The organism is Massilia timonae CCUG 45783 (genome assembly GCF_000315425.1).
GTDB classification, from domain to species: domain Bacteria; phylum Pseudomonadota; class Gammaproteobacteria; order Burkholderiales; family Burkholderiaceae_D; genus Telluria; species Telluria timonae.
This window is the reverse complement of the sequence record NZ_JH992924.1, coordinates 622,183-646,107: the sequence shown is the minus strand read 5'-3', so window position 1 is coordinate 646,107 and position 23,925 is coordinate 622,183. Positions and strand designations below refer to the sequence as shown.

Here is a 23,925-nt window from a genome sequence, read left to right as displayed (position 1 = left end):
GAACCCGAGTGTTGCTGAACACACGGAGTGATCTGGTCCAGTGGACCAGATCACGAGCCATCCACCCTACGTCTTGGCCAACAGCACAAAAAAATGCCCGCCCCTCTCCCGAGTAAGCGGGCAAGCCTTGCGTCAGCCTTGTGGGCCGGCGCAGGCAGGTTGCTCAGTGATTGTAGCTCACGCCGATTCCTTCAGCTGCTCCAAGATGGCCGGATTCTCGAGCGTCGACACGTCCTGCGTGATGTTCTCCCCCTTGGCCAGCACGCGCAGCAGACGGCGCATGATCTTGCCGGAGCGGGTCTTCGGCAGGTTGTCGCCGAAGCGGATCTCTTTCGGCTTGGCGATCGGACCGATCTCCTTGCCCACCCAGGCGCGCAACTCGTTGGCCAGTTTCTTGGCCTCTTCGCCGGTCGGACGCGCCTGCTTGAGCACGACGAAGGCGCAGATCGACTCGCCCGTGGTCTCGTCCGGCTTGCCCACCACCGCCGCCTCGGCCACGATCGGATTGGCCACCAGCGCCGATTCGATCTCCATCGTGCCCATGCGGTGGCCCGACACGTTCAGCACGTCGTCGATGCGGCCGGTGATGGTGAAGTTGGCGGTGTCCTTGTTGCGGATCGCGCCGTCGCCGGCCAGGTAGTATTTACCGCCCAGTTCTTCTGGGAAGTAGCTGGTGCGGAAGCGGTCCGGGTTGTTCCAGATCGTGCGGATCATCGACGGCCATGGACGCTTGACGACCAGGATGCCGCCCTGCCCGTTCGGCACGTCGGCGCCTGCCTCGTCCACGATGGCGGCCATGATGCCCGGCAGCGGCAAGGTGCAGGAACCCGGCACCATCGGGGTCGCGCCCGGCAGCGGGGTGATCATGTGGCCGCCGGTCTCTGTCTGCCAGAAGGTGTCCACGATCGGGCAGCGCTCCTGGCCCACATTGCGGTAGTACCACATCCAGGCTTCAGGATTGATCGGCTCGCCGACCGAGCCGAGCAGGCGCAAGCTGGACAGGTCGAAGTTCTTCGGATGCACCTTCTCGTCCAGGTCCGAGGCCTTGATCAGCGAACGGATCGCGGTCGGGGCCGTGTAGAAGATGCTGACCTTGTGCTTCTCGACGGTCTGCCAGAAGCGGCCGGCGTTCGGGAAGGTCGGCACGCCCTCGAACACCACTTGCGTGCCACCGACGGCCAGCGGGCCGTAGGCGATATAGGTGTGGCCGGTGATCCAGCCGATGTCGGCGGTGCACCAGTAGACGTCGTCGGGCTTGAGGTCGAAGGTCCACTTCATCGTCAGCGCGGCCCACAGCAGGTAGCCGCCGGTCGAGTGCTGCACGCCTTTCGGGGTGCCGGTCGAGCCGGACGTATAGAGGATAAACAGCGGGTGCTCCGCATCGACCCATTCAGGTGCGCAGTCGGCCGACTGGCCCTGCACCAGTTCGTGCAGCCAGATGTCGCGGCCTTCCTTGAAATTGATGTTGCCGCCGGTGCGCTTGTAGACGATCACGTCCTTGACGGTGTCGCAACCGCCCAGGCCCAGCGCTTCGTCGACGATGGCCTTGAGCGGCAGCGCCTTGCCGCCGCGCTGCTGTTCGTCGGCCGTGATGACGGCCACGGCGCCGGCGTCGATGATGCGCTCCTGCAGCGACTTGGCGGAGAAGCCGCCGAACACCACCGAGTGGGTCGCGCCGATGCGGGCGCAGGCCTGCATCGCGGTCACGCCTTCGATCGACATCGACATGTAGATGACGACGCGGTCGCCCTTCTTGATGCCGCGCGACTTGAGCGCGTTGGCGAACTTGCAGACGCGCTCGTGCAGTTCGCGGTAGGTGACCTTGGTCACCGCGCCGTCGTCGGCCTCGAAGATGATGGCGGTCTTGTCGGCGTTGCCATTCTCGAGGTTGCGATCGAGGCAGTTGTACGAGGCGTTCAGCTGGCCGTCGGCGAACCATTTATAGAATGGCGCATTCGATTCGTCGAGGGTGGAGGTGAACGGCTTGTGCCAGTCGAGGTGTTCGCGCGCCAGGCGGGCCCAGAAACCTTCGTAGTCGCTGGCGGCTTCAGCGCACAGTTTTTCGTAGGCGGCCATGCCATTGATGGTGGCCTTGTCGGCAAACTCTTTCGGCGGTTGGAACACGCGGTGTTCCTGCAGGCCCTGGGTTTGCTCTTGGGTTGTCTCGTTATCGGCCATACTAGTCTCCATATTAATGTAGTAGGTTATGCCAGATACCATAGGGGGGCTCGCTTACTGAGCCCTTACATGGAAACTCCCTGAGGCGGGTCGGTATTGACTGCGCTTGCCCGCTCTTGTCCCCACTTATTCTAACGCCAGCCGTTGCAATGCGTGCAAGTGACGTGAGCGCGCCGCTGCGCGTCCCACCTCATCGACAAGCTCCGGTGTAGAATGCTGAGCTGAATTTTCGCCTCCCTGGAGTTTTCTTCCGTGTCCGCCCTAGAACCAAGCAAGCAAGTCCGCAAGCTGTCCCCACTGAGTAACCTGATCTTCGCCAGCCGCTGGCTGCAGCTGCCGCTGTACCTCGGCCTGATCCTGGCGCAATGCGTCTACGTGTTCCACTTCTGGGTCGAACTCGTCGACCTGATCGGCGCCGCCATGGGCAACGTCGATTCGCTCAACCACATCATCGACGCCGTCGGCCTGTCCGGCAATCGTCCGCAACGCCTGACCGAAACCGTCATCATGCTGGTCGTGCTGGGCCTGATCGACGTGGTCATGATCTCGAACCTCCTGATCATGGTGATCGTCGGCGGCTACGAGACCTTCGTCTCGCGCATGCACCTGGAAGGCCACCCGGACCAGCCGGAATGGCTGTCGCACGTGAACGCCTCGGTCCTGAAGACCAAGCTGGCAATGGCGATCATCGGCATCTCGTCGATCCACCTGCTCAAGACCTTCATCAACGCCGCCAACTACGACGAAAAGACCCTGATGTGGCAGACCCTGATCCACGTCGCCTTCCTGGTGTCGGCGCTGGCGATCTCGTGGACCGACCGCATCACCACCATGACGCATCACGACAAGCACTGAAGCACCAGCAGTAACACAACGATAACGATACTCCGACACTCCATCACGAGAGATTTCCCACCATGGCAACCGTCATTACCCAGGAAGACCTGATCGAATCCGTCGCGGCCGCGCTGCAGTACATCAGCTACTACCATCCGGCCGACTATATCCAGCACCTGGCACGCGCCTACGAGACCGAGCAAAGCCCGGCCGCGAAGGACGCGATCGCCCAGATCCTGACCAATTCGCGCATGTGCGCCGAAGGCAAGCGTCCGATCTGCCAGGACACCGGCATCGTCAACGTGTTCCTGAAGGTGGGCATGGGCGTGCGCTTCGAAGGCTTCACCGGCTCGGTGACCGACGCCGTCAACGAAGGCGTGCGCCGCGCGTACAACTTCGCCGACAACAAGCTGCGCGCCTCGATCGTGGCCGACCCGCACTTCGAGCGCAAGAACACCAAGGACAACACCCCGGCCGTGGTCCACATGGAACTGGTCGAGGGCGACACCGTGGACGTCAAGCTGGCGGCCAAGGGCGGCGGCTCCGAAAACAAGACCAAATTCGTCATGCTCAACCCGTCCGACTCGCTGGTCGACTGGGTGATCAAGACCGTGCCGCTGATGGGCGCCGGCTGGTGCCCGCCGGGCATGCTCGGCATCGGCATCGGCGGCACCGCCGAGAAGGCGATGCTGATGGCGAAAGAGTCGCTGATGGAAGACATCGACATGTACGAGCTGCGCCAGCGCGGCCCGCAAAACAAGCTCGAAGAGCTGCGCATCGAGCTGTGCGACAAGATCAACGCGCTGGGCATCGGCGCCCAGGGCCTGGGCGGCCTGACCACCGTGCTGGACGTGAAGATCAATATGTACCCGACCCACGCGGCCTCGAAGCCGGTGGCGATGATCCCGAACTGCGCCGCCACCCGCCACGCCCACTTCGTGCTGGACGGCTCGGGCCCGGCCTATATCGAACCGCCTGCGCTGTCGACCTGGCCTGAAGTGCACTGGACCCCGGACACCGAGAAATCGAAGCGCGTCGACCTGAACACCCTGACCAAGGAAGAAGTCGCATCGTGGAAGCCGGGCCAGACCCTGCTCCTGAACGGCAAGATGCTCACCGGCCGCGACGCCGCGCACAAGCGCATCCAGGACATGCTGGCCAAGGGCGAAAGCCTGCCGGTGGACTTCACCAACCGCGTGATCTACTACGTCGGCCCGGTCGATCCGGTCGGCAGCGAAGTGGTCGGCCCGGCTGGCCCGACGACCGCCACCCGCATGGACAAGTTCACCGACATGATGCTGGAGAAGACCGGCCTGATCTCGATGATCGGCAAGGCCGAGCGCGGCCCGGCGGCGATCGAATCGATCCAGAAGCACAAGTCGGCCTACCTGATGGCGGTCGGCGGCTCGGCCTACCTGGTCTCGAAAGCGATCAAGTCCGCGAAAGTCGTCGGTTTCGAAGACCTGGGCATGGAAGCGATCTACGAGTTCGACGTGACCGACATGCCGGTCACCGTCGCCGTCGATTCGACCGGCACCTCGGTCCACAATACCGGCCCGAAAGAATGGTCGGCCAAGATCGAATCGCTGAAAGGCGTGCCGGTCACCGTCGCTTGATTCGAACAGAATCATGACTTTCCCCGACGCTCCGGTTGGCATCTTCGACTCGGGCGTCGGCGGCCTGTCGGTGCTGCGCCACATCCAGGCGCAGCTGCCGCACGAACACCTGCTCTACCTGGCCGACACCGGCTTCGCCCCCTACGGCGACAAACCCGAACACATCGTCGTCGAACGCGTGCTGGCGATCGGCGATTTTCTATTGGCGCAAGGCGCGAAGGCGCTGGTCGTGGCCTGCAACACCGCCACCGTGGCCGCCGTGCGCGAACTGCGCGAACGCCACCCCGGCATGCCCATCGTCGGCGTCGAACCGGGCCTGAAGCCGGCGGCAAGCCTCACCCGCAGCGGCAAGGTGGGCGTGCTGGCCACCGAGCGCACCCTGCGCGGCGCCAAGTTCCTCCAGCTGCGCGACCAGATCCACCGCGATTCAGGCGCCGAGTTCCTGCTGCAGCCCTGCGTCGGCCTGGCCGACCAGATCGAGTTCGGCGAACTGGATTCGACCGCCACCAGCGCGATGCTGAAGCGCTTCATCATGCCGCTGCTCACTGAAGGAGCAGACACGCTGGTGCTGGGCTGTACCCACTACCCGCTGGTGCGCGCCTCGATCGAGCGCCTGCTGAAGGATGCCGGCCGGCCGGACGTGGCCCTGGTCGATACCGGCGACGCCGTGGCGCGCCAGCTCGCGCGCCTGCTGGCCGGCGCCAGCCAGCTACGCGCACAAAGCACCATTCCCGCCAGCCTGACCGGCTACACCAGCGCCAGCGCGACCGCCCTGACGGCGGCGTTCCGCAACCTGCTGGGCATCGATCCGCCGGTGCACGAGGTGGCGCTGCCCCTGCCGGCGGGCTGGCCGCCGGCCCCGGCATCCTGAGTGCACATTTAAATTTGCCAGTTTGAGATGAAGCCCTTATAATCTCGTTCTGTCTCAGCAATGCAGAGATAGAAAAGAAAGTCAGTGGTGGCTGTAGCTCAGTTGGTAGAGTCCAGGATTGTGATTCCTGTTGTCGTGGGTTCGAGTCCCATCAGCCACCCCACCGAATTCACGAAAAAGGTCACCTGCTCCGGCACGTGGCCTTTTTTGTTTTGCGAAGAATCAGCATGCAGATTGTCGAACAAACCCTCTCCCGCGCGGACGTCGAAGCGGCATTGCCGCACGCCCCGCTCGTCTTCCAGGAGTGCGACCTCGACGGCGCCGACCTGTCGCGCCTCGACCTGCGCAGCTGCACTTTCATCAGCTGCAGCATCGCCGAGACCTCGTTCTACGCCGCCAGGCTGGGCCAGACCACCTGGCAACGCTGCCGCGGCCGGCAAGCCGACTTCGAAGCGGCCGACCTGACCGACGCCCGCTTCCAGGGCTGCGACTTGAACAACAGCAGCTGGCGCCGCGCCCACCTGGCCTCCCTCGTCTTCAGGGGCTGCAAGCTGACCGGCGCCAACTTCGAGGAAGCGGCCCATCTTGGCCTGGCGTTCGAGGATTGCCTGCTGGTCGGCGCCGACCTGCGCCGCATGTCGTTCCGCAAGGCGAAACTCATCGGGCTCGATTTCGGCGACGCCGATCTGGCCGCCTGCGATTTTCGCGACGCCGTGTTCGAAGGCGGCAGCCTGCGCGGCGCCAACCTGAAGCAGGCGCGCTTCGACAACGCCGACTTGCGCGAAGCCGACCTGGGCGGCATCACCCTGGCCGACATCAAGCTGTTCCAGGGCGCCTGGATCACGCCGCGCCAAGCCGCCGAACTGGTCAGCGAGCTCGGCTTGCGCGTGGCCTGAATGCGCTTCACATTTGGCGTCAATACCGTGAGACAGATGTAAAAAACACCAACTTAACGGCTGGGCAATGCTTGATGTGCGACAATTGGTGACTTTTCTACAGGAAATTCGAGTCGCCTTCCTTGCATGCCGGATTGCGGGCATGGAGCCCTGGCGGCTCCCCGATTTATGCCAGACAAGCGTACCGCCCCCGAGATCTCCCGCCTGACCGCCGAAAAACGCCCGGCAGTGCGCAACGCCGTGCTGTTCGTTGCCGCCCTATGCCTGTTGTTGCTGACCATACAGGTCTGGGACGGCTGGCGCGCGCGCAAGGAGCGGCTGGCGGAAGTGGCCGTCGCCACCACGAATATGTCGCACGCGCTGGCGGCCCAGGCCGAGAGCGCGGTGCGGGTGGTCGATACCGTGCTGGCCGGCGTCGTCGAGCGGATCGAGAACGATGGCATGACAGGTGCGGGGCGCCCACGCCTGCAGTTGCACCTGAAGAATATGGTGGCCCAGGTCGAGGAGCTGCATGGCTTGTTCGTGTTCGGCCCCGATGGCCATTGGCTGATGACCTCGCAGGACCGCATTCCGCTGTACACCATCGATGACCGCGAGTATTTCCAGTACCACCTGAACAATCCCGACCGTTTCATCCATGTCGGCAAGCCGGTACGCAGCCGCTCCAGCGACGAGTGGGTGCTGCCCGTCTCGCGCCGCCTCAATAATCCGGACGGCAGCTTCGGCGGCGTCGCGCTCGGCACGATCCGCATCGATTATTTCTCGACCCTGTATAAAACCTTCGACGTGGGCAGCAATGGCGTGATCATGCTGACCCTGGACGACGGCACCATGGTGTATCGCCTCCCGCACAGCGACAAGCTGATCGGCAGCGATACGAGCAATGGCCCGGTGCACCGGATGTATCTGAGCTCCGGCCCGGCCGGCACCGCCATGCTGCGCTCGAAGATCGACGGCATCGAACGGCTGTACAGCTACCGTCATCTTGAAACCTATCCGCTGATCGTCGCCACCGCGCAGAGCAAGCACGACATCCTGGAAAAATGGCTGAAGTCGATGCTCGGCCAGGCCGCCATCACCCTGGTCGCGATTGCATTCCTGCTCTATTTCGGCCGGCGCCTGGTGCGCCAGATCGTGATACGCGACCACCTCGAGCACGAGCTGGTGCAGGCGCGCGAACAGCTGCAGGAACATAACCGCGCGCTGACGGTCCTGGCCGACCACGACAGCCTGACCGGCATCGCCAACCGGCGCCGCTTCGAGCAAGCGCTGGACGTGGAGTTCGCGCGCGCGGCCCGAAGCGGCGTGCCGCTGTCGCTGCTGATGTTCGACGTCGATTACTTCAAGCGCTACAACGACACCTATGGCCACGTGGCGGGCGACGCCTGCCTGCGCCAGGTGGCGCAAGCGCTCGAGGGCTGCCTGGTGCGCCCGGCCGACCTGGCCGCGCGCTACGGCGGGGAAGAATTCGTGGCGCTACTGCCGGATACCGACCCGGCCGGCGCCAGGATGGTGGCCGAACGCATCCGCCAGGCGGTGATGGCGCTCGGGATCCCGCATGCCGGCAACGGCCCCGGCGTGGTGACCATCAGCGTGGGCGTGTACACCAGCGGCGCCGGTGGCGGCATGGCGACCGACAGCGCCACCGCGCTGGTGGAGCGGGCCGACGCCCTGCTCTATCGGGCCAAGCAGTCGGGCCGCAACCAGGTGTGCGGCGGCGATCTCGCCGCACCCTGAGCGCCTGTCATCAATAGCGGTTAGGATTGTTCGGGCGGGCGTCGTGGCGGTTGGGGACGCCGTCGCGATCGCGATCGCGGTCACGGTAGGTCGCTACCTGACGCGACTGATGCCAGCCGCCGCGCTCGAGATGCCAGCCATTACGGTCCTGGCGCCATTGCGCGCGCTGGTAGGCATAGCCCGGACGCACTTTCTCCCAGTGGCCGGCCACCCACTCGTGACGGCGGCCGTTCCAGTCCCAGTAACCCGATACCCATTCGAAGCCGCGGCGCGCGGCCGGCACGGCTTCGCGGCGGGGCGCCGGCGGCGCCTTCTTGATGACGATGACTTCGGCGCGCGGATGAGCGGCCTGGGCCTGCACTGGCGCGAATGCTGCGCTGCCGATCAGGATGGCGGCGGTGGCGAGAATGGTTTTCATGGTGCTCTCCGTTTCGGTTGGTGTGAAACCACTATAGCGAGACGGGACGCCAAAAAGATGAATTGAAGGAAGTCTTTACAGCCGATACATGCCGCTACAAACTTGTAACAGCGAAAGGATAGAGCGGAGGGGAAGCTGGCGCCGCAAAAACACAGCCGGCTATGAAAGCCGGCTGTGTAAAGGGGAAGGATTTAGTCGAGCTTGAAGGCGTAGTCGACCCTGGTCCAGGTCTGTGCCGGTGCGCCATCCTTGGTGCCCGGCTTGAACTTGCACGAGGTCAAGCCCTTGACCAGTGCGCGGTCCAGGTTCTTGAAGCCGCTCGACTTGTCGATCTTCGATTCCGCCACGGTGCCGTCCGCATTGACCAGGAACGATGCCGAGGTCGTGCCCTGCTCTTCGTTCATCAGCGACGCCTTCGGATATTCGATGGCGCACTTCTTCGGATCGAACGATGCCGGGGTTTCGGCGGCGAAGCTGGCGCTGGCGGCGCCGGTCAGGGTCAGTGCAACGAACAGCTTGGCGGACAGGTTTTTCATGATTTCCCCAAATAAGGTTTTTAAGAGTTAAATGTCGTGATGCTTCGCTAGCGCGCCGCCCGACTGGCCGGCGCAGGTTTGCTTGGTAATGAATGCTTAGAATTCTTCCCACTCGTCGTTGCCGACGGTGGCAGCTGCCTTTTTCGGCTTCGGCGCGACTTCCGCCTCGTCCGGATTCACCGCGGCGCTGGCGGCGACCGGCTTTTTCGGCGCCGGCGGTACGGGACGCTTGGCGGCCGGACGGACCACCACCGCGGTGGTGGTCGCGACTGGCGCCTGCGCCTCGAATTGGAACTGTTCACCCTCTTCCAGCTTGAAGATGCTGACCACGCGGGCCAGTTCGCCGGCCTGGTCCTGCAGGCTCTGGGCGGCCGCGGCGGCTTCTTCCACCAGCGCGGCATTTTGCTGGGTCATGCCATCCATCTCGATGATCGAGGTGTTGACCTGGGCGATGCCGGCGCTCTGTTCGGCGCTGGCGTTGGCGATCTCGCTCATGATGTCGGTCACGCGCTTGACGCTCGACACCACTTCATCCATCGTCACGCCGGCCTGGCCGACCAGCTTGCTGCCGCGCTCGACCTTCGACACCGAATCGTCGATCAGGGTCTTGATTTCTTTCGCCGCCGCAGCCGAACGCTGGGCCAGGTTACGCACTTCGGAAGCGACGACCGCGAAGCCACGACCCTGTTCGCCGGCGCGGGCCGCTTCGACCGCGGCGTTCAGCGCCAGGATGTTGGTCTGGAAGGCGATGCCGTCGATCACGCCGATGATGTCGGCGATCTTGCTGGCCGAGCCATTGATCTCGCCCATGGTGCCGACCACTTGCGACACCACGTCGCCGCCCTTGCGGGCCACGTCCGACGCGGCGGCAGCCAGGGCATTGGCTTCACGGGCGTTGTCGGCGTTCTGCTTGACGGTCGAGGTCAGCTGTTCCATGGCCGATGCGGTCTTTTCCAGCGAGCTGGCCTGCAGTTCGGTACGCGAGGACAGGTCGATATTGCCGGCGGCGATTTCACGCGAGGCGGTGCCGATGGTTTCGGTGCCGCGGCGCACCTGGGCCACGATGTCGACCAGGCTGTTGCGCATTTCTTTCATTTCGACCAGCAGGCTGCCGCGGTCCGACTCCTTGGTGTCGATGGCGATCGACAGGTCGCCGTGGGCGATGCTGCCGGCGATCTTGGCGGTGTAGCCAGGCTCGCCACCGAGCTGCTTGAGCAGGCTGCGGGTGATCACGACGGCGGCGGCCACGCCCAGCACCACGGCCAGGGCCAGCAGGACCAGCATGAAGTTACGGGCATTGTCGAACGCCGCTTCGGCATCGGCCTTGGTCTGCGCGTTCTGTTTTTCTTCCTGGGCGGCCAGCGCGTTCAGGGCGTCGGTCCACTTGCGCTGCACCGGGCGCACTTCGCGCACCATCACGCGGGTGGCGTCCATGGCGTTAGCGGCCAGATAAAGTTCGGTGGCGCGGGCGATCGCCGGCATGGCGGCGGTTTCGTGTTCCTTGATCTGGGCCAGCAGCGCCTTTTCCTGGTCGTTGCCATTCGATGCGAACAGGGCAGTCAGCTTGCGCTGGGTTTCGTTGTACTGCGCGGTCTGTTCCTTGAACTTGGCGATCTCCGGTTCCATGTCGGCCGGATCGGCCATCAGGGTCAGGACGCGCAGCGACTGCAGGCGGTCATTGACGTTGTTACGCATCTCGATCACGAGGCCGGTCGACACATTGCTCACGCTGACCACGTGGTCAAGGCGATCCTGGATCTGCGCCATGCGCAAGATACCCACTACAGCAACAGCCACCAGCAGCACCAGGATCAGTGCGAAACCGAGGGCCAGACGGGTACCGACCTTCATGTTGTTCAAATTCATTCGTGTTTTCCCTGTAACTTATTGATCGAAACTCGCTCGGAGAGACAAGCGCCGTGCGAAGCGCGTCTGAAATCATTGTTTCTTCACGATTTCAGGTGTTTCCGACAGGATAAATCAAGATTTCATGTCGCTAGTCAGAAAATCTCTTGCTCGACCGAATTGTTTCGGCACAACAACAGGATTGATACAGTGCAACATTGGAACAGGTCTGCATTATGGAACAGCTATTTCCACACAGCAAGCAATTTTGAAACTTGCGTGGTCATTTCGACAATCAAATGTATCGATTTGTCGACAGGAAATAAAAAAAGGCGTGCCTCAGCACGCCTTTTTGTTACTTTTGGATAGATTATTTCAGGCCGCAGCCGGCATCCTGGCGGCAGCTTCAAGGAGCAGGCGCGGATCGCCCAGCGCCAGCTTCTTCGAGTCGGACAGGGTCTGGCGGAAAGAACGGGCGCCCGGCAAGCCCTGCATCAGGCCCAGCATGTGGCGCGTGATGCTGTTGAGCTTCAGGCCCAGCGGGCCGTACAGGCGCAGCTGCTCCTCGATATACGGGATCATCGCCTCCAGCACCTCGACCCGCGAACGCGGGCGACCGGCGCCGGCGTCACCATAGAAGCGGCGGTCCCAGTCGGCCATGGTCCAGGGATTGTGATAAGCCTCGCGGCCGAGCATCACGCCATCGACGTGTTGCAGGTGCAGCGCGATTTCGTCGTCGCTCTTGATGCCGCCGTTGATCAGGATCTCGAGGTCCGGGAATTCGCGCTTGAGCTGATAGGCGACCGCGTAGCGCAGCGGCGGGATCTCGCGGTTTTCCTTCGGCGACAGCCCTTTCAGGACGGCATTGCGGGCGTGCACGATGAAGGTCTTGCAGCCGGCGTCGGCGATGGTGCCGACGAAATCGCGTACGAAGCCGTATTCCTCGTCGTAATCGATGCCGATGCGGTGTTTCACCGTGACGTCGATCGAGACCGCGTCGCGCATCGCCTTCACGCAATCGGCCACCAGCTGCGGCTCGTTCATCAGGCAAGCGCCGAACGCGCCCTTCTGCACCCGCTCGGACGGGCAACCGCAGTTGAGATTGATCTCGTCATAGCCCCATTGCTCGCCCAGCTTCGCGCTTTTGGCCAAGTCGGCCGGATCGCTGCCGCCCAGTTGCAGGGCGACCGGGTGCTCGACATCGTCATAGCGCAGGTGGCGCTCGACGTCGCCATAAACCAGGGCGCCGGTGGTGACCATCTCGGTGTACAGCCAGGTGTGGCGGGTGATCTGGCGGTGGAAGACGCGGCAGTGGCGGTCGGTCCAGTCCATCATGGGGGCGACCGACAGGCGGCGCGATGGCAGGACGGAGGCTGGGGCGATGCCTGGAATGGTCGAGGTGGTGCTCATGCTGAGAGGGGGTGGTCGCCGGTAAAAAGACGACAGATACTGTCGGGAACCCGCAATGATAAGCCAAAGCTGCCCGGACCGCACACTTGGTGCGGAACAGTTTTGCAAACACGTCTCTTTAGTAGCGGACGGTCGGCTCGCGTGCAGCCGGGGTGAGCGCCGACTCAAGACTGACTACCCGGTGAGCCCAGGCAGCATGGATTGTTGAGCTTGTGTCCGAATGTCAGACCTGATACCAGCCCAGCGTTGGAATCGCTTCGGTATATCAAATTCTCAAGGCGGCAGCGTAAGCCCTAGGAGGCCACCATGTGACCCGTAGCGGTGGCCCTCTGACAATCCAGTACCCTCATCGGAAGGCTCCCATGATATTTAGAAGCAGCGACGGTGGTACTTTTCGGGCTTATTTTCATGTTAAGCCATCGTCGCGACTTCCACGGATCTTCTGGCTTCAGCACGCCGGTAAGCAAAAGCCTCCAATTGGAGATAAACTTACGCAAACAGTCGCTTGAACTATCGCCTTGCGTATAAGTTCTTGCGTCTACTGACCTCAACGGCTCCCGGTCGTCCCATCGATCCTATGGATTGACGCAGTTCACGCCACCTCGTTATACACAACTCGTCAGTCTCCAAGTTCGCGTAGTGCTTGAAGGGTGAGAGCTGAGGCGCGCACGTCGCGCAGCCCTTCCCAGAGGGTCTTGGCACCAGGTTCGCCATCACCTTTTCGGCCCAAGAAGCCGCCCGCGCGGGCGATCAAGCGTATTACTTCGTTTAACGCCGGGTTGGGCTGGGGGCGTAATTTGTTGAGCAAGTAGGCGCCGCGTATCTCATCGGGATCAAAGAACAAGTGGGCATCCAGGTTCGGGCAGGTACGGCCCATGCGTACCAGATAGGCAATGCGCCAGGCTACGACCAAGTACAGCGCCAGTGCGCGCTCGATGCGCTCGATCGTGCCCAGCTGAAGTTCCTCGACCTTGCAGCCGTTCTTGAGCACATTGAACAGCATTTCAATTTCCCAGCGGGCGCGATACCAGTCGATCAATTCGGCCACCTCGGCCGCGCTGGTGGCGACCCGGTTCGTCAGCAGGCGCCATTCGATCGGCTTGACGCCGGCCGGAGCGCCGTGTTCACGCGCCACGATGCATGTGGCGGTCACCACCTTGCCCTTGCCCGCGTTCAGTTCGACCCGGCGTGCCCACAGCTGCTGGCGCACGATGCGCGCCTTGGCGCCCGGCCGCGCGGCCAGCGCGAACTCGATTTCCCCCAGCGGCGCGCCTTCCGTGGCATGCGGCCACAGCTTCTCGCTGTTGGGCAAGCAGCGGTTGTGCGCGGCGCGCACCAGCCAGTCCACCGGGCAGTCGAGCTGCTGCGCCCGCGCCATCAAGGGCAGCATGTCCGCCTCGCGGTCGGCCACATACACCAAGCGCGTGGCGGGCAGGCGCGGTGCCAGTTCCGCCAGTCTTTCGTAGCCTTCGATCCAGCGCAGGCTTTCCTTGGGGCCGCCGCGCTGGCCGTTGGTGTCGCGCAGCGCGCGCGCCCACATCCACACGTCCAGGATCCCCAGCGGCTCGCGCGCCGTCGTCACCGCGTAGGTGGGGTGGACGTACATGCCGCGCTGCGCTTCATAGCTGAGCGGTCCGAGGCCGCGCGCCTGCTGTCCGTTAAAGTCCAGTTCGGTCGTGTCCTGCAGACACAGCACCACCGACTGCTCGGCCATTCGCTGTTCCGTTTGCTGCCAGTGCGGCTCCAGGATTGCCCGCCAGTCGACGCCGTCATTGTCGAAGAAGCGATACGCGGCCATCGTCTCACCCCAGCCGTTACAGGCCTTTGGCACGCTCGCCGTCGGTGCCCCCGCCATTGTTTCCATCAGTGTCCTCGCTCGCCGGTTCAGGCGCGCGTCGCCCAGGTCGAGTTGCTCAAACTCCGAATCGGTCCATCCCTTCGATTTGCTCGCCAATTGCGCCACGCAAAAGACGAGAGTAAACGCGATTTTGCAAAGGTTTACAAGGGCGCTGGCAAGTCATTGAAAGTAAACGGGATTTTCAGCCGGCGTGGTGAGGCTGGCGGACTTGTGTATAACGAGGTGAGTTCACGCCCGCTTTCACCTGACGAATAGTCAACGGACCTGCGGCCGAAATCAATGGCATCTCGACATACGGAACATTACGCTCGCGTAATTGCCGTTCCCTGACAGGGTAATTCCGGTTAGCAAAATTCGACATTCCGTAGACGCATCGCCATTCTTTCTCGTTTGCGTATTTAGAAGCATCCTTGAAAGACATCACGTAGTAACGTAGAACATCGTACAACCCAACAGATGCGTTCATACCGAACATCATTGCTCCTAGGCCGTACTTATCTGTACTGTCTTGTAACAGGTTGACAAAATCGCGTAATGCTTCAGTAATCAGTTGATATTGTTCTTGCCGGTCATAGACAACCTTCAGGAACTGCACGTTCTGGCGTAGCAGCTCAATGGACTGACCACTTCCTGGGTCAGCGAATGGCGGCATCACGTCTAGGTGGATGCAATACCCTTTGGCGTCGTTAGCATAGTGTTTCCACTGATGCTCTAGATCGCCGCTCTCGCTGAAGCAGACGAAAAATGTTTCAATCTGATCCGTGAAGTCGTTTGAGTAAGGGTTCGCCCGCTCCTTCGCCATGTCCACGAACTCACGGATCGCAAAGGGCAACATAGGGTTATGTTCGAGAAAGGCGTCCAGTACCTCCGTAACCATCTCGGCACCGTATCGAAGCTCGTTGCTGTCAGACATGTGACTGGCGCTTGTTGCCCAAAAGCGTCCGTCCCTCTTCAGTGAGTCAACAACTACCTTATGTCCGGTGTAATGGTAGAGGTGCGGATGACCATTGAGAGACGAGAACGACCGCTGAACGAACTCGTCGATTTTCGTTAAAGCTAGCTCTTGGAATGCCATGTGAGCCTCAACTGGTGGGAAATCCATCTCTTCTCCGGGGTTGTCTGACGATGCCAATGTTTTATGGAACATACGATAAGAAAGAGGATATCATTTACCCACGAGTATCAAATATAGATACACAGCGGTTACCTTTAGCTTACAAATACGAGACTTCAAGCGCATGCGGCCCTCTATGGCAGGGTCCCCAGATCTTTTAAGCCGGGAAAGCAGGTGCCCTTCATTGCTGGTCTACGGTACTTAACCGTCTGTTCCCTCGCCAGCCTTTTTCACCTTCCCACACCAGATATTTCTACAGATTCCGCGACTGGGAGCCTGTCAGGTCGAGTTGTAAATAATTTTTCTTAAACTTGCGACTTCAAAAATTCTTTTTCTACTCCTACGCACACGGTGTCGATTATCAACGTGTACAAACCAAACTTTTACTTGAGTGCCGCACGTTCTTGCATAAGCCGAGCTATGCGATCAGTTAAGTCTGAAACCTGAACCGAAAGCATGCGATATTCCTCCGTAATTTGCTCCTGGCTCTTGTTTGCCAAAAAGAATAGTTTGTCAGCAGCCTCATATATAGCTAACGAAAGATTCTCTGCTGCATTTAATCGATTTGCGCGCATCCATCGCTCGATTGCACCATTAGAAAGACCGAGAAGTTCTTCATCCCATCGCTTGCTGTTTACAATGCGTAAAACTGCACGCTGAGCGTCAATACGATTATTAAACTCACTCATGACCTTTGTCCTTTCAGTGCAGCCATCCATTGCGAAACATTTGCAACAGCTTGAATAGTATCAACTATCTCACGTGGGCTAAGATTTTCCCCATAACCTCTCGTAGACAACAATCGTGCGCGGGTCATGACAGAGAACGCATTCGGATCTATATCTAGTTTGGGGTTCACCATAAGCGGTGACCTCCTTGAGAATATCGGGCTCCCAAGGGAAAGCGAATGGCATGTTGCGAAATTTCGAACAGCTAAAAACATACACGACAAATTGAAAGTGGCGCTATTTAAATCTAGTCTAAGCTCGTCGTAAGAGCGTTCAAAAAGCAGTCGGAACTTCTCACAATCTTCCTCCACACGGCTGTATTGTGCTGGCTCACCGAGTACTTTTACAAAATCTGATCCATCTGACGAATACAGAAGTTTAGATTCCAAATAAAGATGCCAAGCAAAGGGGCTCCCCTCATCCCACAAATCCCGCAAACGCCCATACTGATACACCGAATATTTATTAACATCGATTTCGGGCGCAGACGCATCGACACAAGCCAGCAAATCAATATCCGAGCCAAGATCGATCTCGCCGCGACAAACGGAGCCAAACGCATAAATGTGCATAACTAGCGACGACCAAAACGTTTAACAAGAATAGCAGTTAAAAATGCAAAGCTAATTAAGCGAGCAGCCGCAATCAAGGCGGACACCCAAGTAGGGTATGGATTTAATGACTCAATTCCAAAAAATACACCTGGCGACTCACTAAGACTTTTGAAAAATTCTTTCAAGTTCCACCAATTCCCAAAGTAATAGCAATCAAACCCAGCAATAAGCAAATGTACCAATAGGATTGTTCGAATTAACTTGAGTGTGTTCTCCCCGTTCCCCCACACAAAGTCAAGTACCGTAAACTCGATCCACTTGAAAAATTGCGGCACCCTTTTCCAGTTCGCATATTTTTCACGATAATATGACTCACTCGAAGACCACGACTTCCTGAGGTAACTGGAGGTGGCATTTAGTTCGAGAGAAATTGCCTTGTTAACGGCCTTTGCATCGCCGATCTGCTGGAAGTTCATCCGAAGCGAACGAGCAAACCGCATCTTCAAATTTTCTTCCCGAGGGGCTTCACTTTCAAGGATATCGTCGCTAAGCTGAGAGCGTTCGAAAATTGCATATTCAAAGTTGCAACCCGAGAAGGATGACTGATGAAAATTGCAACCGATAAATCGACATCCAGTAAAGTCACAAGTATTAAAAACACAATTATTAAAATAGCAAGCATCAAAAACACTGTGTTGAAATGACACGTTTTTGAAGGTGGTATTTTTCTTCGCGTTTACCCTTGTATATATCTTGAATTCATAGTCTTCCGACTCGTTTTGGACACTCCTGTCAAAATATAGGTCCGAAAGTGCCTCTCGGTTACCTTTTTTTAGAGCAGGTGGCACTGTCTTCTTTGGCTCGCCCTCCAGCTCTGCCGTTGATTGAGTGACAACCTTTTCGAAATTTTCTTGTGGTTCGGTAGTGGTCATTATATGCTTAGTCGCTGCAACCATCGTGGCTTTAACGGCATTGTGACCGAATGTTGCGAGTACATCAACGACTGCCTGAGGTAGCGGCACTGTGGATGGTCAGCCTCAACAGAGCACTTCTGAGCGATAAATGACCTCAGCAGTTCCTAGCATGTTCAGTGTGATTAGCAACCTGCTTCGGATCATACAGCGGCGGACTGTCGGGGAGCCTTCTCTGTACTCTCTTCCGAGTCCCTCACTAGAGCCGTCACATTGAGTGAGCTAGACGATAGCTCGTAGAATGAAGGTCATGGACCTAGCAGGGCTCTTCTACCGTGAAACGACTGTTGAGCGCGGATGCACATGGAGTGCACACACCGCCCCCCCAAACCCGCATGAACACTGACCTTTCGGTCCAATCCATCATGGGGGCGCAAAAAAATGGCGGCATTGCCGGAGCAAGGCCGCCGTTCTCCATTCACTACCGCATCAACGGTTGCGCGTCACCCGCCACACGGTATTGGCCAGGTCGTCCGCGACGATCAGGGCCCCGCGCGGATCGACGGTCACACCCACCGGCCGGCCGCGCGTCTTGCCTTCCTCGGTACGGAAGCCGGTGACGAAGTCGATCGGTTCGCCGGCCGGACGGCCGTTGGCGAACGGGATGAAGATCACCTTGTAGCCCACCGGCGGATTGCGGTTCCAGCTGCCATGCTCGCCGACGAAGGCGCCGTTGGCGAACTTCTCGCCCATCACCGGCGACGAGAAATGCAGGCCGAGCGCGGCCACGTGCGAGCCGAGGCTGTAGTCCGGCTTGATGGTGGCCTTGACCTTTTCCGGGTCGCCCGGCTTGACGCGCGGATCGGCGTTCTGGCCCCAGTAGGCGTAGGGCCAGCCATAGAAGCCGCCTTCGCGCACCGAGGTCAGGTAGTCCGGCACCAGGTCCGGCCCCAGCTCGTCGCGTTCGTTGACCACCGACCACAGCTGCCCGGTTTCCGGGTTGATGGCCAGCGCCGTCGGATTGCGCAGGCCCGTCGCATACGGTTTATAGGTGCCGGCAGTGGCGTCGATCTGCCACACCATGGCGCGGTCGACTTCGGCTTCCATGCCGCGCTCGGTGATATTGCTGTTCGAGCCGATGCCGACATACAGATAACGCCCGTCGGGGCTGACGGTCATCGCCTTCGTCCAGTGGTGGTTGATCGCGGATGGCAGCTTGGTGATCGTGGTCGGCGCACCACCGGCCTCCGTCTGGCCTTCCTGGTAGTCGAAGCTCACCAGTTCGTCCTGGTTAGCCACGTAGATCTTGTTGTTGGCAAACGCCAGGCCATACGGGGCGTTCAGCTTGTCCGCGAACACGGTCTTCAGTTCGTACTGGCCGTCGCCGTCGGCATCGCGCAGCAGGGTCAGGCGGTTGCCGCTCTTGACCTGGGTATTGCCCTTGGCCTTGATATAGCCGGCGATCACGTCCTTCGGCTTGAGCTTGGCCGCATTGCCGCCGCGGCCTTCGGCTACCAGGATGTCGCCATTCGGCAAGACCAGCGTCTGGCGCGGGATCTGCAGATCGGTCGCGATGGCCGTGACGCTGAAGCCTTCCGGCACGGTCGGCTTCTGGTCGCCCCAGGGCGACGGTTCGGCGATCTTCATGCTCGGCAAGATGCCCCGTTGCGGCTCCGGCAGCGTCGGATCGGCGCCGCGCGACAGCGTCTTGGCGCCCTCGCCTTCGGTGCAGGCGGCCAGCAGCAGGCTCACACCCAGCATCACCAGTGTGCTCGATCGCTTCATGGCGCACCTCCCACGCGTGGATTGAGGCCGACCCAGGCCGCCAGGCAGGCCAGGACGAAGACGATGGCGGACAGCACCAGGCCGGCCGGCATGACGGCCCAGGCATCCTTGGCGTGCTGGAAGGCGTTGAACAGTCCCAGCGCCCAGGTGGCCAGGAGCAGCAGGAAATAGGTCAGCACATGGCCTTTCTTGTGCGGCGCCCGGATCAGGTTGACCAGCGCAAACACCAGGGCCAGTCCGCTGAACAGCTCGGCGCCCGCGATCAGCCAGGACGCAAAATTGCTCCACTGGATCTGGTAGGTGTTGTAGTAGGCGAGATCGCTCAGCAATGCGCCCAGGAAGAGCGAGACGCTGCCCGCAAGCAGGATGGTATGAAGCGTGCCCGGCGCGCTGCGGTATGCCGGGTTCGCTGTAACGACAGTCGACATCGGATTGTCCTTGATAGTGATTGTGTTATTCAAATCATATCGAGTCGATCGATGTCCTGGCGCATGGTTGAGCCAGCGTTCAATTTCTATTAAAACTTGCGCGACGGTGAGGATGAAGCCGAGGCCGGGTATCAGCCCGCTCTTGGTGCGCAGCCAGCACCAGTCCAGGATGCGGGCCGACCGACGCTTTTCTCTTCGCTCAGTCGAACACCGGCGTCTCCACGCCCAGCAATTTGTGGATCTTCGGCGACGTCGTCGTATACAACATGTGCGTCATTTTGTCGGGGAAGACATAGGCCGCTGCGCCGAAGGCCGCCAGCGCCGCCTCGTGAAAGCCCGACAGGATCAGTTTCTTCTTGCCGGGATAGGTATTGATGTCGCCGACGGCATAGATGCCCGGCTCGCTGGTCTCGAACGTCGCGGTATCGCGCACCCGCAACTGGCGCATCTCCATGTCCAGTCCCCAGTCCACGATCGGTCCCAGCATCGGCAGCAGGCCGAAGAACACCATCAGGACGTCGGCCGGCACGCGCCGGGTGACGCCGTCGCCGCCTGCCACCTTCACTTCGGACAGCCGGCCGCCCTGCACGTCGAAGCCCGTGACCTGGCCGGAGATGAACTGCATCTCCTGCGCCTCGCACAGCTGCTTCATCTTCGCGATCGAGGCCGGGGCGGCGCGGAAACCGTCGCGGCGGTGCACCAGCACCACCGATGCGGCCTTGCCCGCGAATTCCAGCGCCCAGTCCAGCGCCGCATCCCCGCCCCCGCAGATCACCAGCTGCCGGCCGTGGAAGCGCTCGGGGTGCTTGACCCGGTAGAACAGCTGGCTGCCCTCGAAGCGGTCGATGCCGGCCACTTTCAGCTTGCGCGGCTGGAAGGCGCCGACGCCGGCCGCGATGATCACCGTCCTGGCGATGAAGCGCGTGCCGAGCGAGGTCTCGAGGTCGAAGCGACGGTCGGCGCGCCGCTGCAGCAGCGTGACTTCCTGCCCCAGGTGGAAGGTCGGCGCGAACGGCGCGATCTGCCGCAGCAGGTTGTCGGTCAGTTCGCGCCCGGTGAGCACGGGCGCCGCCGGGATGTCGTAGATCGGCTTGTCCGGATACAGCTCCATGCACTGGCCGCCCACCGCGCCCAGCGAATCGATCACGTGGGCGCGGATATCCAGCAAGCCCAGCTCGAAGACCTGGAACAGGCCGACGGGGCCGGCGCCGACGATCACGGCGTCGGCTTCGATGGCGCCGCCCGACGCCTGGAATGCGGGCCTGGAGAGATGGGTCGTTTCAACTGGCTTGTTCATGTTTGCTCCTTCTGCCGGCTTGGCTGCATGGTGTCGTCGATGCGCGTAAAACGCGATGGCGCCGCCGGCGCCGGGCGCTTGCCGGGCGGGCGGACTTCAACGTTATAAATCCTCAAGCTCACTTGAGGTCAAGGAAAAGCCGCCATTCCGGCCCGCTTGCCACTGTTGCGCCTGGCCGGCAATCTCGTCCTTTATGCCAATAAACAGACGACAAGGAAGAACCGAGCAATTACAATCGTCGTTATTTCCCACGGGCAAGCAAACAGCTGCTGTAGCGCTGACGACATCCCATGATCACACCGACACCAACCACCTCCGCGCCGTCGCGGGCCCGGTTCCCCGGGAGCGCGGCATGAACCAGATGACGCCCCCTGGCGCCAATCCCGAGATCGAGCAGCACCGGCGCGCCGTGCGCAAGAAACCGCGCGATGCGAACGCCCACGCCCTGCTGGGTCTGTCCCTGCTGCGCCAGCGCCAGCTCGACGAGGGCGTGCGCGCGCTGCAGCGCGCGTTCGAGCTCAAGGTCAGGCAGCCGGAACTGCATGCGGTGCTGGCCGCCGCCCTGTTCGAACTGGAGCGCTACGAAGAAGCGGCCGCCAGCTACCGCCAGGCGCTGCGCGTCCAGGACGCCGCCGACCTGCAGCGGGGCCTGGCCGACTCCCTGTCCAGGCTCGGCCGCCACCAGCAGGCCGAGGACAGCGCCCGGCGCGCGGTCGCGCTGAAGCCGGACGACGTCGGTTCGCACCTGCTCCTGGTGGGCGCCTTGTACAAGCAACAACGCCTCGAAGAGGCGGCCGACGTGCTGCGGCGCGTCCTCAAACTCGAGCCGCAGCGCACGGACGCCCGTTACGACCTCGGCTACGTCCTGTACTCGCTGCACCGGCACAAGGAGGCGCTGGCCTGCATGGAGCGGGTCGTCGCCGAGCAGCCGGCCCACCTGAATGCGCTGCGCCATATCGGCCTGTGCCGGCGTGCGCTGGGCAAGGTCGACGACGCGGTCGTCATCCTCGAAGAAGCCGTGGCGCGCGAACCGGACAACGGGCAGCTGGTCGCGGAACTGGCCGGCACGCTCCACATGCTCGGCCGCCTGCCGGAAGCGGTGGCCATGTCCCGGCGCGCGCAGGAGCTCGATCCGGCCAATATCATGGCGCTGCGCACCGGAATCCATACCCGTTTCGCCCTCGGCGAATGGCAGGAAGCGCTGCGCCTGGCGCGCGAACTCCTGGCGCACGCCCCGAGCCCGGAACACCACAGCATGCTGCTGTTCATCCTGAGCCATTGCTGCCAGGATGGAGATGAGCTCACGCGCGAGCATTTCGCCTATGGCGAGCGGTGGGAAACGCCGCTGCGCGCGCTGCGCCAGCCGCACGCCAACGTGCGCGACCCGCAGCGCAAGCTGCGCATCGGGCTGGTGTCGGGCGACCTGTACCGGCACGCGGTCGCGCGCTTCATCGCGCCGGTCCTGCGCACCCTCAAGAACAGCACGCAGGTCGAGTTCTACGTCTACCACAACCAGGTCAAGGAAGACGAGATGACGCACACGATGCGCGCCGACGTGGCGGCATGGCGGTCGATCATGCATCTCGACGACGCGGCCGCCGAGCGCCTGATCCGCGCGGATGCGATCGACATCCTGATCGACCTGTCCGGCCACTCGGCATTGAACCGCCTGCCCCTGTTTGCGCGCAAGCCGGCGCCGGTCCAGGCGACCTGGATCGGCTACGCGGGCACGACCGGCCTGGAAGCGGTGGACTACATCCTGGGCGACCGTTTCTGGCTGCCCGGCACGCGCTACGACCGGCAGTTCACCGAAAACATCGTGCGGCTGCCGATGTTCGTGCTGTTTTTGCCGGAGCCGACCGCGCCGCCGGTCAATCCCCTGCCCGCCCTGGAGAACGGCTATATCACCTTCGGCAGCTTCCACCGCGCCAGCAAGCTGGGACAGGACGTGATCAGGCAATGGTCGCTGCTGCTGCACGCCATCCCGACCGCGAAAATGCTGCTGGGCGGCATGCAGGAGGGGATCGACGACGTGCTGGTCGACTGGTTCGCCCAGGAAGGCATTCCGCGCGAGCGGCTGCTGTTGCGCGAGCGCGCCGGCATGTACCATTACCTGAAGCAGCATTACGAGGTCGACATCTGCCTCAGTCCCTTCCCCTACAGCGGCGGGACCACGATCGGCCATGCCCTGTGGATGGGCGTGCCGACCCTGGCCACGGTCGGAGCAACCAATCCCAGCCACGCGGCGGCGGCATTCATGATGCATCTCGGCCTGGGCGCCTTCGTCACCGAGAGCGAAGAGACCTACGTCAAGCTCGGCGCCCTCCTGTCCGAGAACGTGTCGGCGCTGGCGACCATGCGCCAGACCATGCGCCAGCGCTTCCTGGAGTCGCCCCTCGGCTATCCGGCCATCCTCGGCGCGTCGTTCGAGATCGCGATGCGGCGCATGTGGACCCGCTGGTGCGATGGGCAGGAGGCGGCGCCGTTCCCGGTCAGCCTGGCCGATGTGGAGGCCTATGGACGGCAGCCGGCCGCGCCGGACTGATTCTGCCGGAGGGGGCGACTGCCCCCTTTCTCTTATCTGCAAAAAAATTTCTCAAAAGAATTTAATGCCGTAGCGAAACTGGTCGCCTTGTACAGTGGAGAGCGAGTGACGCGCTCGAATTTCCAGATAATGCTGTACCAACAGGAGCTACCATGCTGAGCCTTCACACCAACAACGCCGCTCTGTCCGCGCAGAATTCGATCGCGAAAACCCAGAGCTCGCTGTCGACTTCGATGACCCGCCTGTCGACCGGCTACCGTATCAATTCGGCCATGGACGACGCCGCCGGCCTGCAGATCGCTTCGCGCCTGAAAGCCCAGACCTCGGGCATGACCGTGGCGATGCGCAACACCCAGAACTC

Annotated in this window: 20 protein-coding genes and 1 tRNA gene; 8 read left to right on the top strand and 13 right to left on the bottom strand. The window is 61.4% G+C overall.

Annotated features, from left to right (window positions below; translation table 11 throughout):
* Positions 1–177: 177 nt before the first annotated feature.
* Positions 178–2,178 carry an acetate--CoA ligase gene (acs, locus tag HMPREF9710_RS18000; RefSeq protein WP_005668666.1) on the bottom strand — a complete coding sequence of 667 codons (2,001 nt, stop codon included), beginning with the start codon at positions 2,176–2,178 and terminating at the stop codon, positions 178–180.
* Between the two features lie 252 nt (positions 2,179–2,430).
* Here acs and HMPREF9710_RS17995 point away from each other — a divergent pair, with 252 nt between their 5' ends.
* From HMPREF9710_RS17995 to HMPREF9710_RS17970, 6 genes are all read left to right on the top strand, one after another.
* Entirely contained in the window at positions 2,431–3,033 is a 603-nt protein-coding gene (locus HMPREF9710_RS17995) for a TIGR00645 family protein (protein ID WP_005668665.1), read from the top strand.
* Between the two features lie 62 nt (positions 3,034–3,095).
* Positions 3,096–4,631 (top strand): fumarate hydratase, encoded by a 1,536-nt coding sequence (locus tag HMPREF9710_RS17990; protein WP_005668663.1) that lies wholly within the window; start codon positions 3,096–3,098, stop codon positions 4,629–4,631.
* A gap of 13 nt (positions 4,632–4,644) precedes the next feature.
* Positions 4,645–5,502, top strand: a complete 858-nt coding sequence (gene murI, locus HMPREF9710_RS17985; RefSeq protein ID WP_005668662.1) for a glutamate racemase — start codon at positions 4,645–4,647, stop codon at positions 5,500–5,502.
* Between the two features lie 87 nt (positions 5,503–5,589).
* Positions 5,590–5,665, top strand: a tRNA-His gene (locus HMPREF9710_RS17980).
* Positions 5,666–5,729: 64 nt separating this feature from the next.
* Positions 5,730–6,398 (top strand): pentapeptide repeat-containing protein, encoded by a 669-nt coding sequence (locus tag HMPREF9710_RS17975; protein ID WP_005668660.1) that lies wholly within the window; start codon positions 5,730–5,732, stop codon positions 6,396–6,398.
* Positions 6,399–6,566: 168 nt separating this feature from the next.
* Positions 6,567–8,135 (top strand): sensor domain-containing diguanylate cyclase, encoded by a 1,569-nt coding sequence (locus tag HMPREF9710_RS17970; protein WP_051205136.1) that lies wholly within the window; start codon positions 6,567–6,569, stop codon positions 8,133–8,135.
* A gap of 10 nt (positions 8,136–8,145) precedes the next feature.
* Here the strand turns inward: HMPREF9710_RS17970 and HMPREF9710_RS17965 are convergent, their stop codons facing one another.
* The 12 genes from HMPREF9710_RS17965 to HMPREF9710_RS17925 form a co-directional block, all read right to left on the bottom strand.
* A complete protein-coding gene (locus tag HMPREF9710_RS17965) occupies positions 8,146–8,553 on the bottom strand; it encodes a YXWGXW repeat-containing protein (protein ID WP_005668657.1) in 408 nt (135 codons plus the stop codon).
* Positions 8,554–8,744: 191 nt separating this feature from the next.
* Positions 8,745–9,089 carry an energy transducer TonB gene (locus tag HMPREF9710_RS17960; protein WP_005668656.1) on the bottom strand — a complete coding sequence of 115 codons (345 nt, stop codon included), beginning with the start codon at positions 9,087–9,089 and terminating at the stop codon, positions 8,745–8,747.
* Positions 9,090–9,185: 96 nt separating this feature from the next.
* Positions 9,186–10,955: a methyl-accepting chemotaxis protein gene (locus HMPREF9710_RS17955; RefSeq protein ID WP_005668655.1), complete on the bottom strand. Its 1,770-nt coding sequence runs from the start codon at positions 10,953–10,955 to the stop codon at positions 9,186–9,188.
* 354 nt (positions 10,956–11,309) lie between these two features.
* On the bottom strand, positions 11,310–12,344 hold the full coding sequence (dusA, locus tag HMPREF9710_RS17950; RefSeq protein WP_005668653.1) for a tRNA dihydrouridine(20/20a) synthase DusA: 1,035 nt from the start codon (positions 12,342–12,344) through the stop codon (positions 11,310–11,312).
* A gap of 619 nt (positions 12,345–12,963) precedes the next feature.
* Positions 12,964–14,298 carry an IS4 family transposase gene (locus HMPREF9710_RS17945; protein ID WP_040775003.1) on the bottom strand — a complete coding sequence of 445 codons (1,335 nt, stop codon included), beginning with the start codon at positions 14,296–14,298 and terminating at the stop codon, positions 12,964–12,966.
* Positions 14,299–14,383: 85 nt separating this feature from the next.
* Positions 14,384–15,304, bottom strand: coding sequence for a DUF2971 domain-containing protein (locus tag HMPREF9710_RS17940; protein WP_005668652.1), 921 nt, complete (start codon positions 15,302–15,304; stop codon positions 14,384–14,386).
* Between the two features lie 395 nt (positions 15,305–15,699).
* Complete coding sequence (locus HMPREF9710_RS27275) at positions 15,700–16,005, bottom strand: hypothetical protein (protein WP_081589955.1); 306 nt, start codon at positions 16,003–16,005, stop codon at positions 15,700–15,702.
* Positions 16,002–16,616: a nucleotidyltransferase domain-containing protein gene (locus HMPREF9710_RS28000; protein WP_005668649.1), complete on the bottom strand. Its 615-nt coding sequence runs from the start codon at positions 16,614–16,616 to the stop codon at positions 16,002–16,004. Before HMPREF9710_RS28000 ends, HMPREF9710_RS27275 begins: the two co-directional genes overlap by 4 nt.
* 2 nt (positions 16,617–16,618) lie before the next feature.
* The gene (locus HMPREF9710_RS27270; RefSeq protein ID WP_157225639.1) at positions 16,619–17,530 is read right to left on the bottom strand and encodes a pentapeptide repeat-containing protein; all 912 of its coding nucleotides are present in this window, start codon (positions 17,528–17,530) and stop codon (positions 16,619–16,621) included.
* Between the two features lie 468 nt (positions 17,531–17,998).
* Complete coding sequence (locus HMPREF9710_RS17935; RefSeq protein ID WP_005668645.1) at positions 17,999–19,294, bottom strand: PQQ-dependent sugar dehydrogenase; 1,296 nt, start codon at positions 19,292–19,294, stop codon at positions 17,999–18,001.
* On the bottom strand, positions 19,291–19,722 hold the full coding sequence (locus tag HMPREF9710_RS17930; protein ID WP_005668643.1) for a DUF2231 domain-containing protein: 432 nt from the start codon (positions 19,720–19,722) through the stop codon (positions 19,291–19,293). The genes HMPREF9710_RS17935 and HMPREF9710_RS17930 overlap by 4 nt, the downstream gene beginning before the upstream one ends.
* 199 nt (positions 19,723–19,921) lie before the next feature.
* Entirely contained in the window at positions 19,922–21,019 is a 1,098-nt protein-coding gene (locus HMPREF9710_RS17925) for an NAD(P)/FAD-dependent oxidoreductase (protein ID WP_005668641.1), read from the bottom strand.
* Positions 21,020–21,371: 352 nt separating this feature from the next.
* On the opposite strand from HMPREF9710_RS17925, the gene HMPREF9710_RS17920 reads away from it, so the two are divergent.
* Together HMPREF9710_RS17920 and HMPREF9710_RS17915 are read left to right on the top strand one after the other, a co-directional pair.
* Positions 21,372–23,564: an O-linked N-acetylglucosamine transferase, SPINDLY family protein gene (locus tag HMPREF9710_RS17920; RefSeq protein ID WP_005668640.1), complete on the top strand. Its 2,193-nt coding sequence runs from the start codon at positions 21,372–21,374 to the stop codon at positions 23,562–23,564.
* Positions 23,565–23,716: 152 nt separating this feature from the next.
* On the top strand, positions 23,717–23,925 hold a 209-nt coding region (locus HMPREF9710_RS17915), incomplete at its 3' end, for a flagellin N-terminal helical domain-containing protein (RefSeq protein ID WP_005668639.1).

What these genes read in the sequence shown, in the direction of transcription:
- acs (WP_005668666.1), bottom strand. Translation starts at nt 2,178, where the DNA reads ATGGCCGATAACGAGACAACCCAAGAGCAAACCCAGGGCCTGCAGGAA.
- HMPREF9710_RS17990 (WP_005668663.1), top strand. Translation starts at nt 3,096, where the DNA reads ATGGCAACCGTCATTACCCAGGAAGACCTGATCGAATCCGTCGCGGCC.
- murI (WP_005668662.1), top strand. Translation starts at nt 4,645, where the DNA reads ATGACTTTCCCCGACGCTCCGGTTGGCATCTTCGACTCGGGCGTCGGC.
- HMPREF9710_RS17975 (WP_005668660.1), top strand. Translation starts at nt 5,730, where the DNA reads ATGCAGATTGTCGAACAAACCCTCTCCCGCGCGGACGTCGAAGCGGCA.
- HMPREF9710_RS17970 (WP_051205136.1), top strand. Translation starts at nt 6,567, where the DNA reads ATGCCAGACAAGCGTACCGCCCCCGAGATCTCCCGCCTGACCGCCGAA.
- HMPREF9710_RS17965 (WP_005668657.1), bottom strand. Translation starts at nt 8,553, where the DNA reads ATGAAAACCATTCTCGCCACCGCCGCCATCCTGATCGGCAGCGCAGCA.
- HMPREF9710_RS17960 (WP_005668656.1), bottom strand. Translation starts at nt 9,089, where the DNA reads ATGAAAAACCTGTCCGCCAAGCTGTTCGTTGCACTGACCCTGACCGGC.
- HMPREF9710_RS17955 (WP_005668655.1), bottom strand. Translation starts at nt 10,955, where the DNA reads ATGAATTTGAACAACATGAAGGTCGGTACCCGTCTGGCCCTCGGTTTC.
- dusA (WP_005668653.1), bottom strand. Translation starts at nt 12,344, where the DNA reads ATGAGCACCACCTCGACCATTCCAGGCATCGCCCCAGCCTCCGTCCTG.
- HMPREF9710_RS17940 (WP_005668652.1), bottom strand. Translation starts at nt 15,304, where the DNA reads ATGGATTTCCCACCAGTTGAGGCTCACATGGCATTCCAAGAGCTAGCT.
- HMPREF9710_RS27275 (WP_081589955.1), bottom strand. Translation starts at nt 16,005, where the DNA reads ATGAGTGAGTTTAATAATCGTATTGACGCTCAGCGTGCAGTTTTACGC.
- HMPREF9710_RS28000 (WP_005668649.1), bottom strand. Translation starts at nt 16,616, where the DNA reads ATGCACATTTATGCGTTTGGCTCCGTTTGTCGCGGCGAGATCGATCTT.
- HMPREF9710_RS27270 (WP_157225639.1), bottom strand. Translation starts at nt 17,530, where the DNA reads ATGACCACTACCGAACCACAAGAAAATTTCGAAAAGGTTGTCACTCAA.
- HMPREF9710_RS17935 (WP_005668645.1), bottom strand. Translation starts at nt 19,294, where the DNA reads ATGAAGCGATCGAGCACACTGGTGATGCTGGGTGTGAGCCTGCTGCTG.
- HMPREF9710_RS17930 (WP_005668643.1), bottom strand. Translation starts at nt 19,722, where the DNA reads ATGTCGACTGTCGTTACAGCGAACCCGGCATACCGCAGCGCGCCGGGC.
- HMPREF9710_RS17925 (WP_005668641.1), bottom strand. Translation starts at nt 21,019, where the DNA reads ATGAACAAGCCAGTTGAAACGACCCATCTCTCCAGGCCCGCATTCCAG.
- HMPREF9710_RS17920 (WP_005668640.1), top strand. Translation starts at nt 21,372, where the DNA reads ATGAACCAGATGACGCCCCCTGGCGCCAATCCCGAGATCGAGCAGCAC.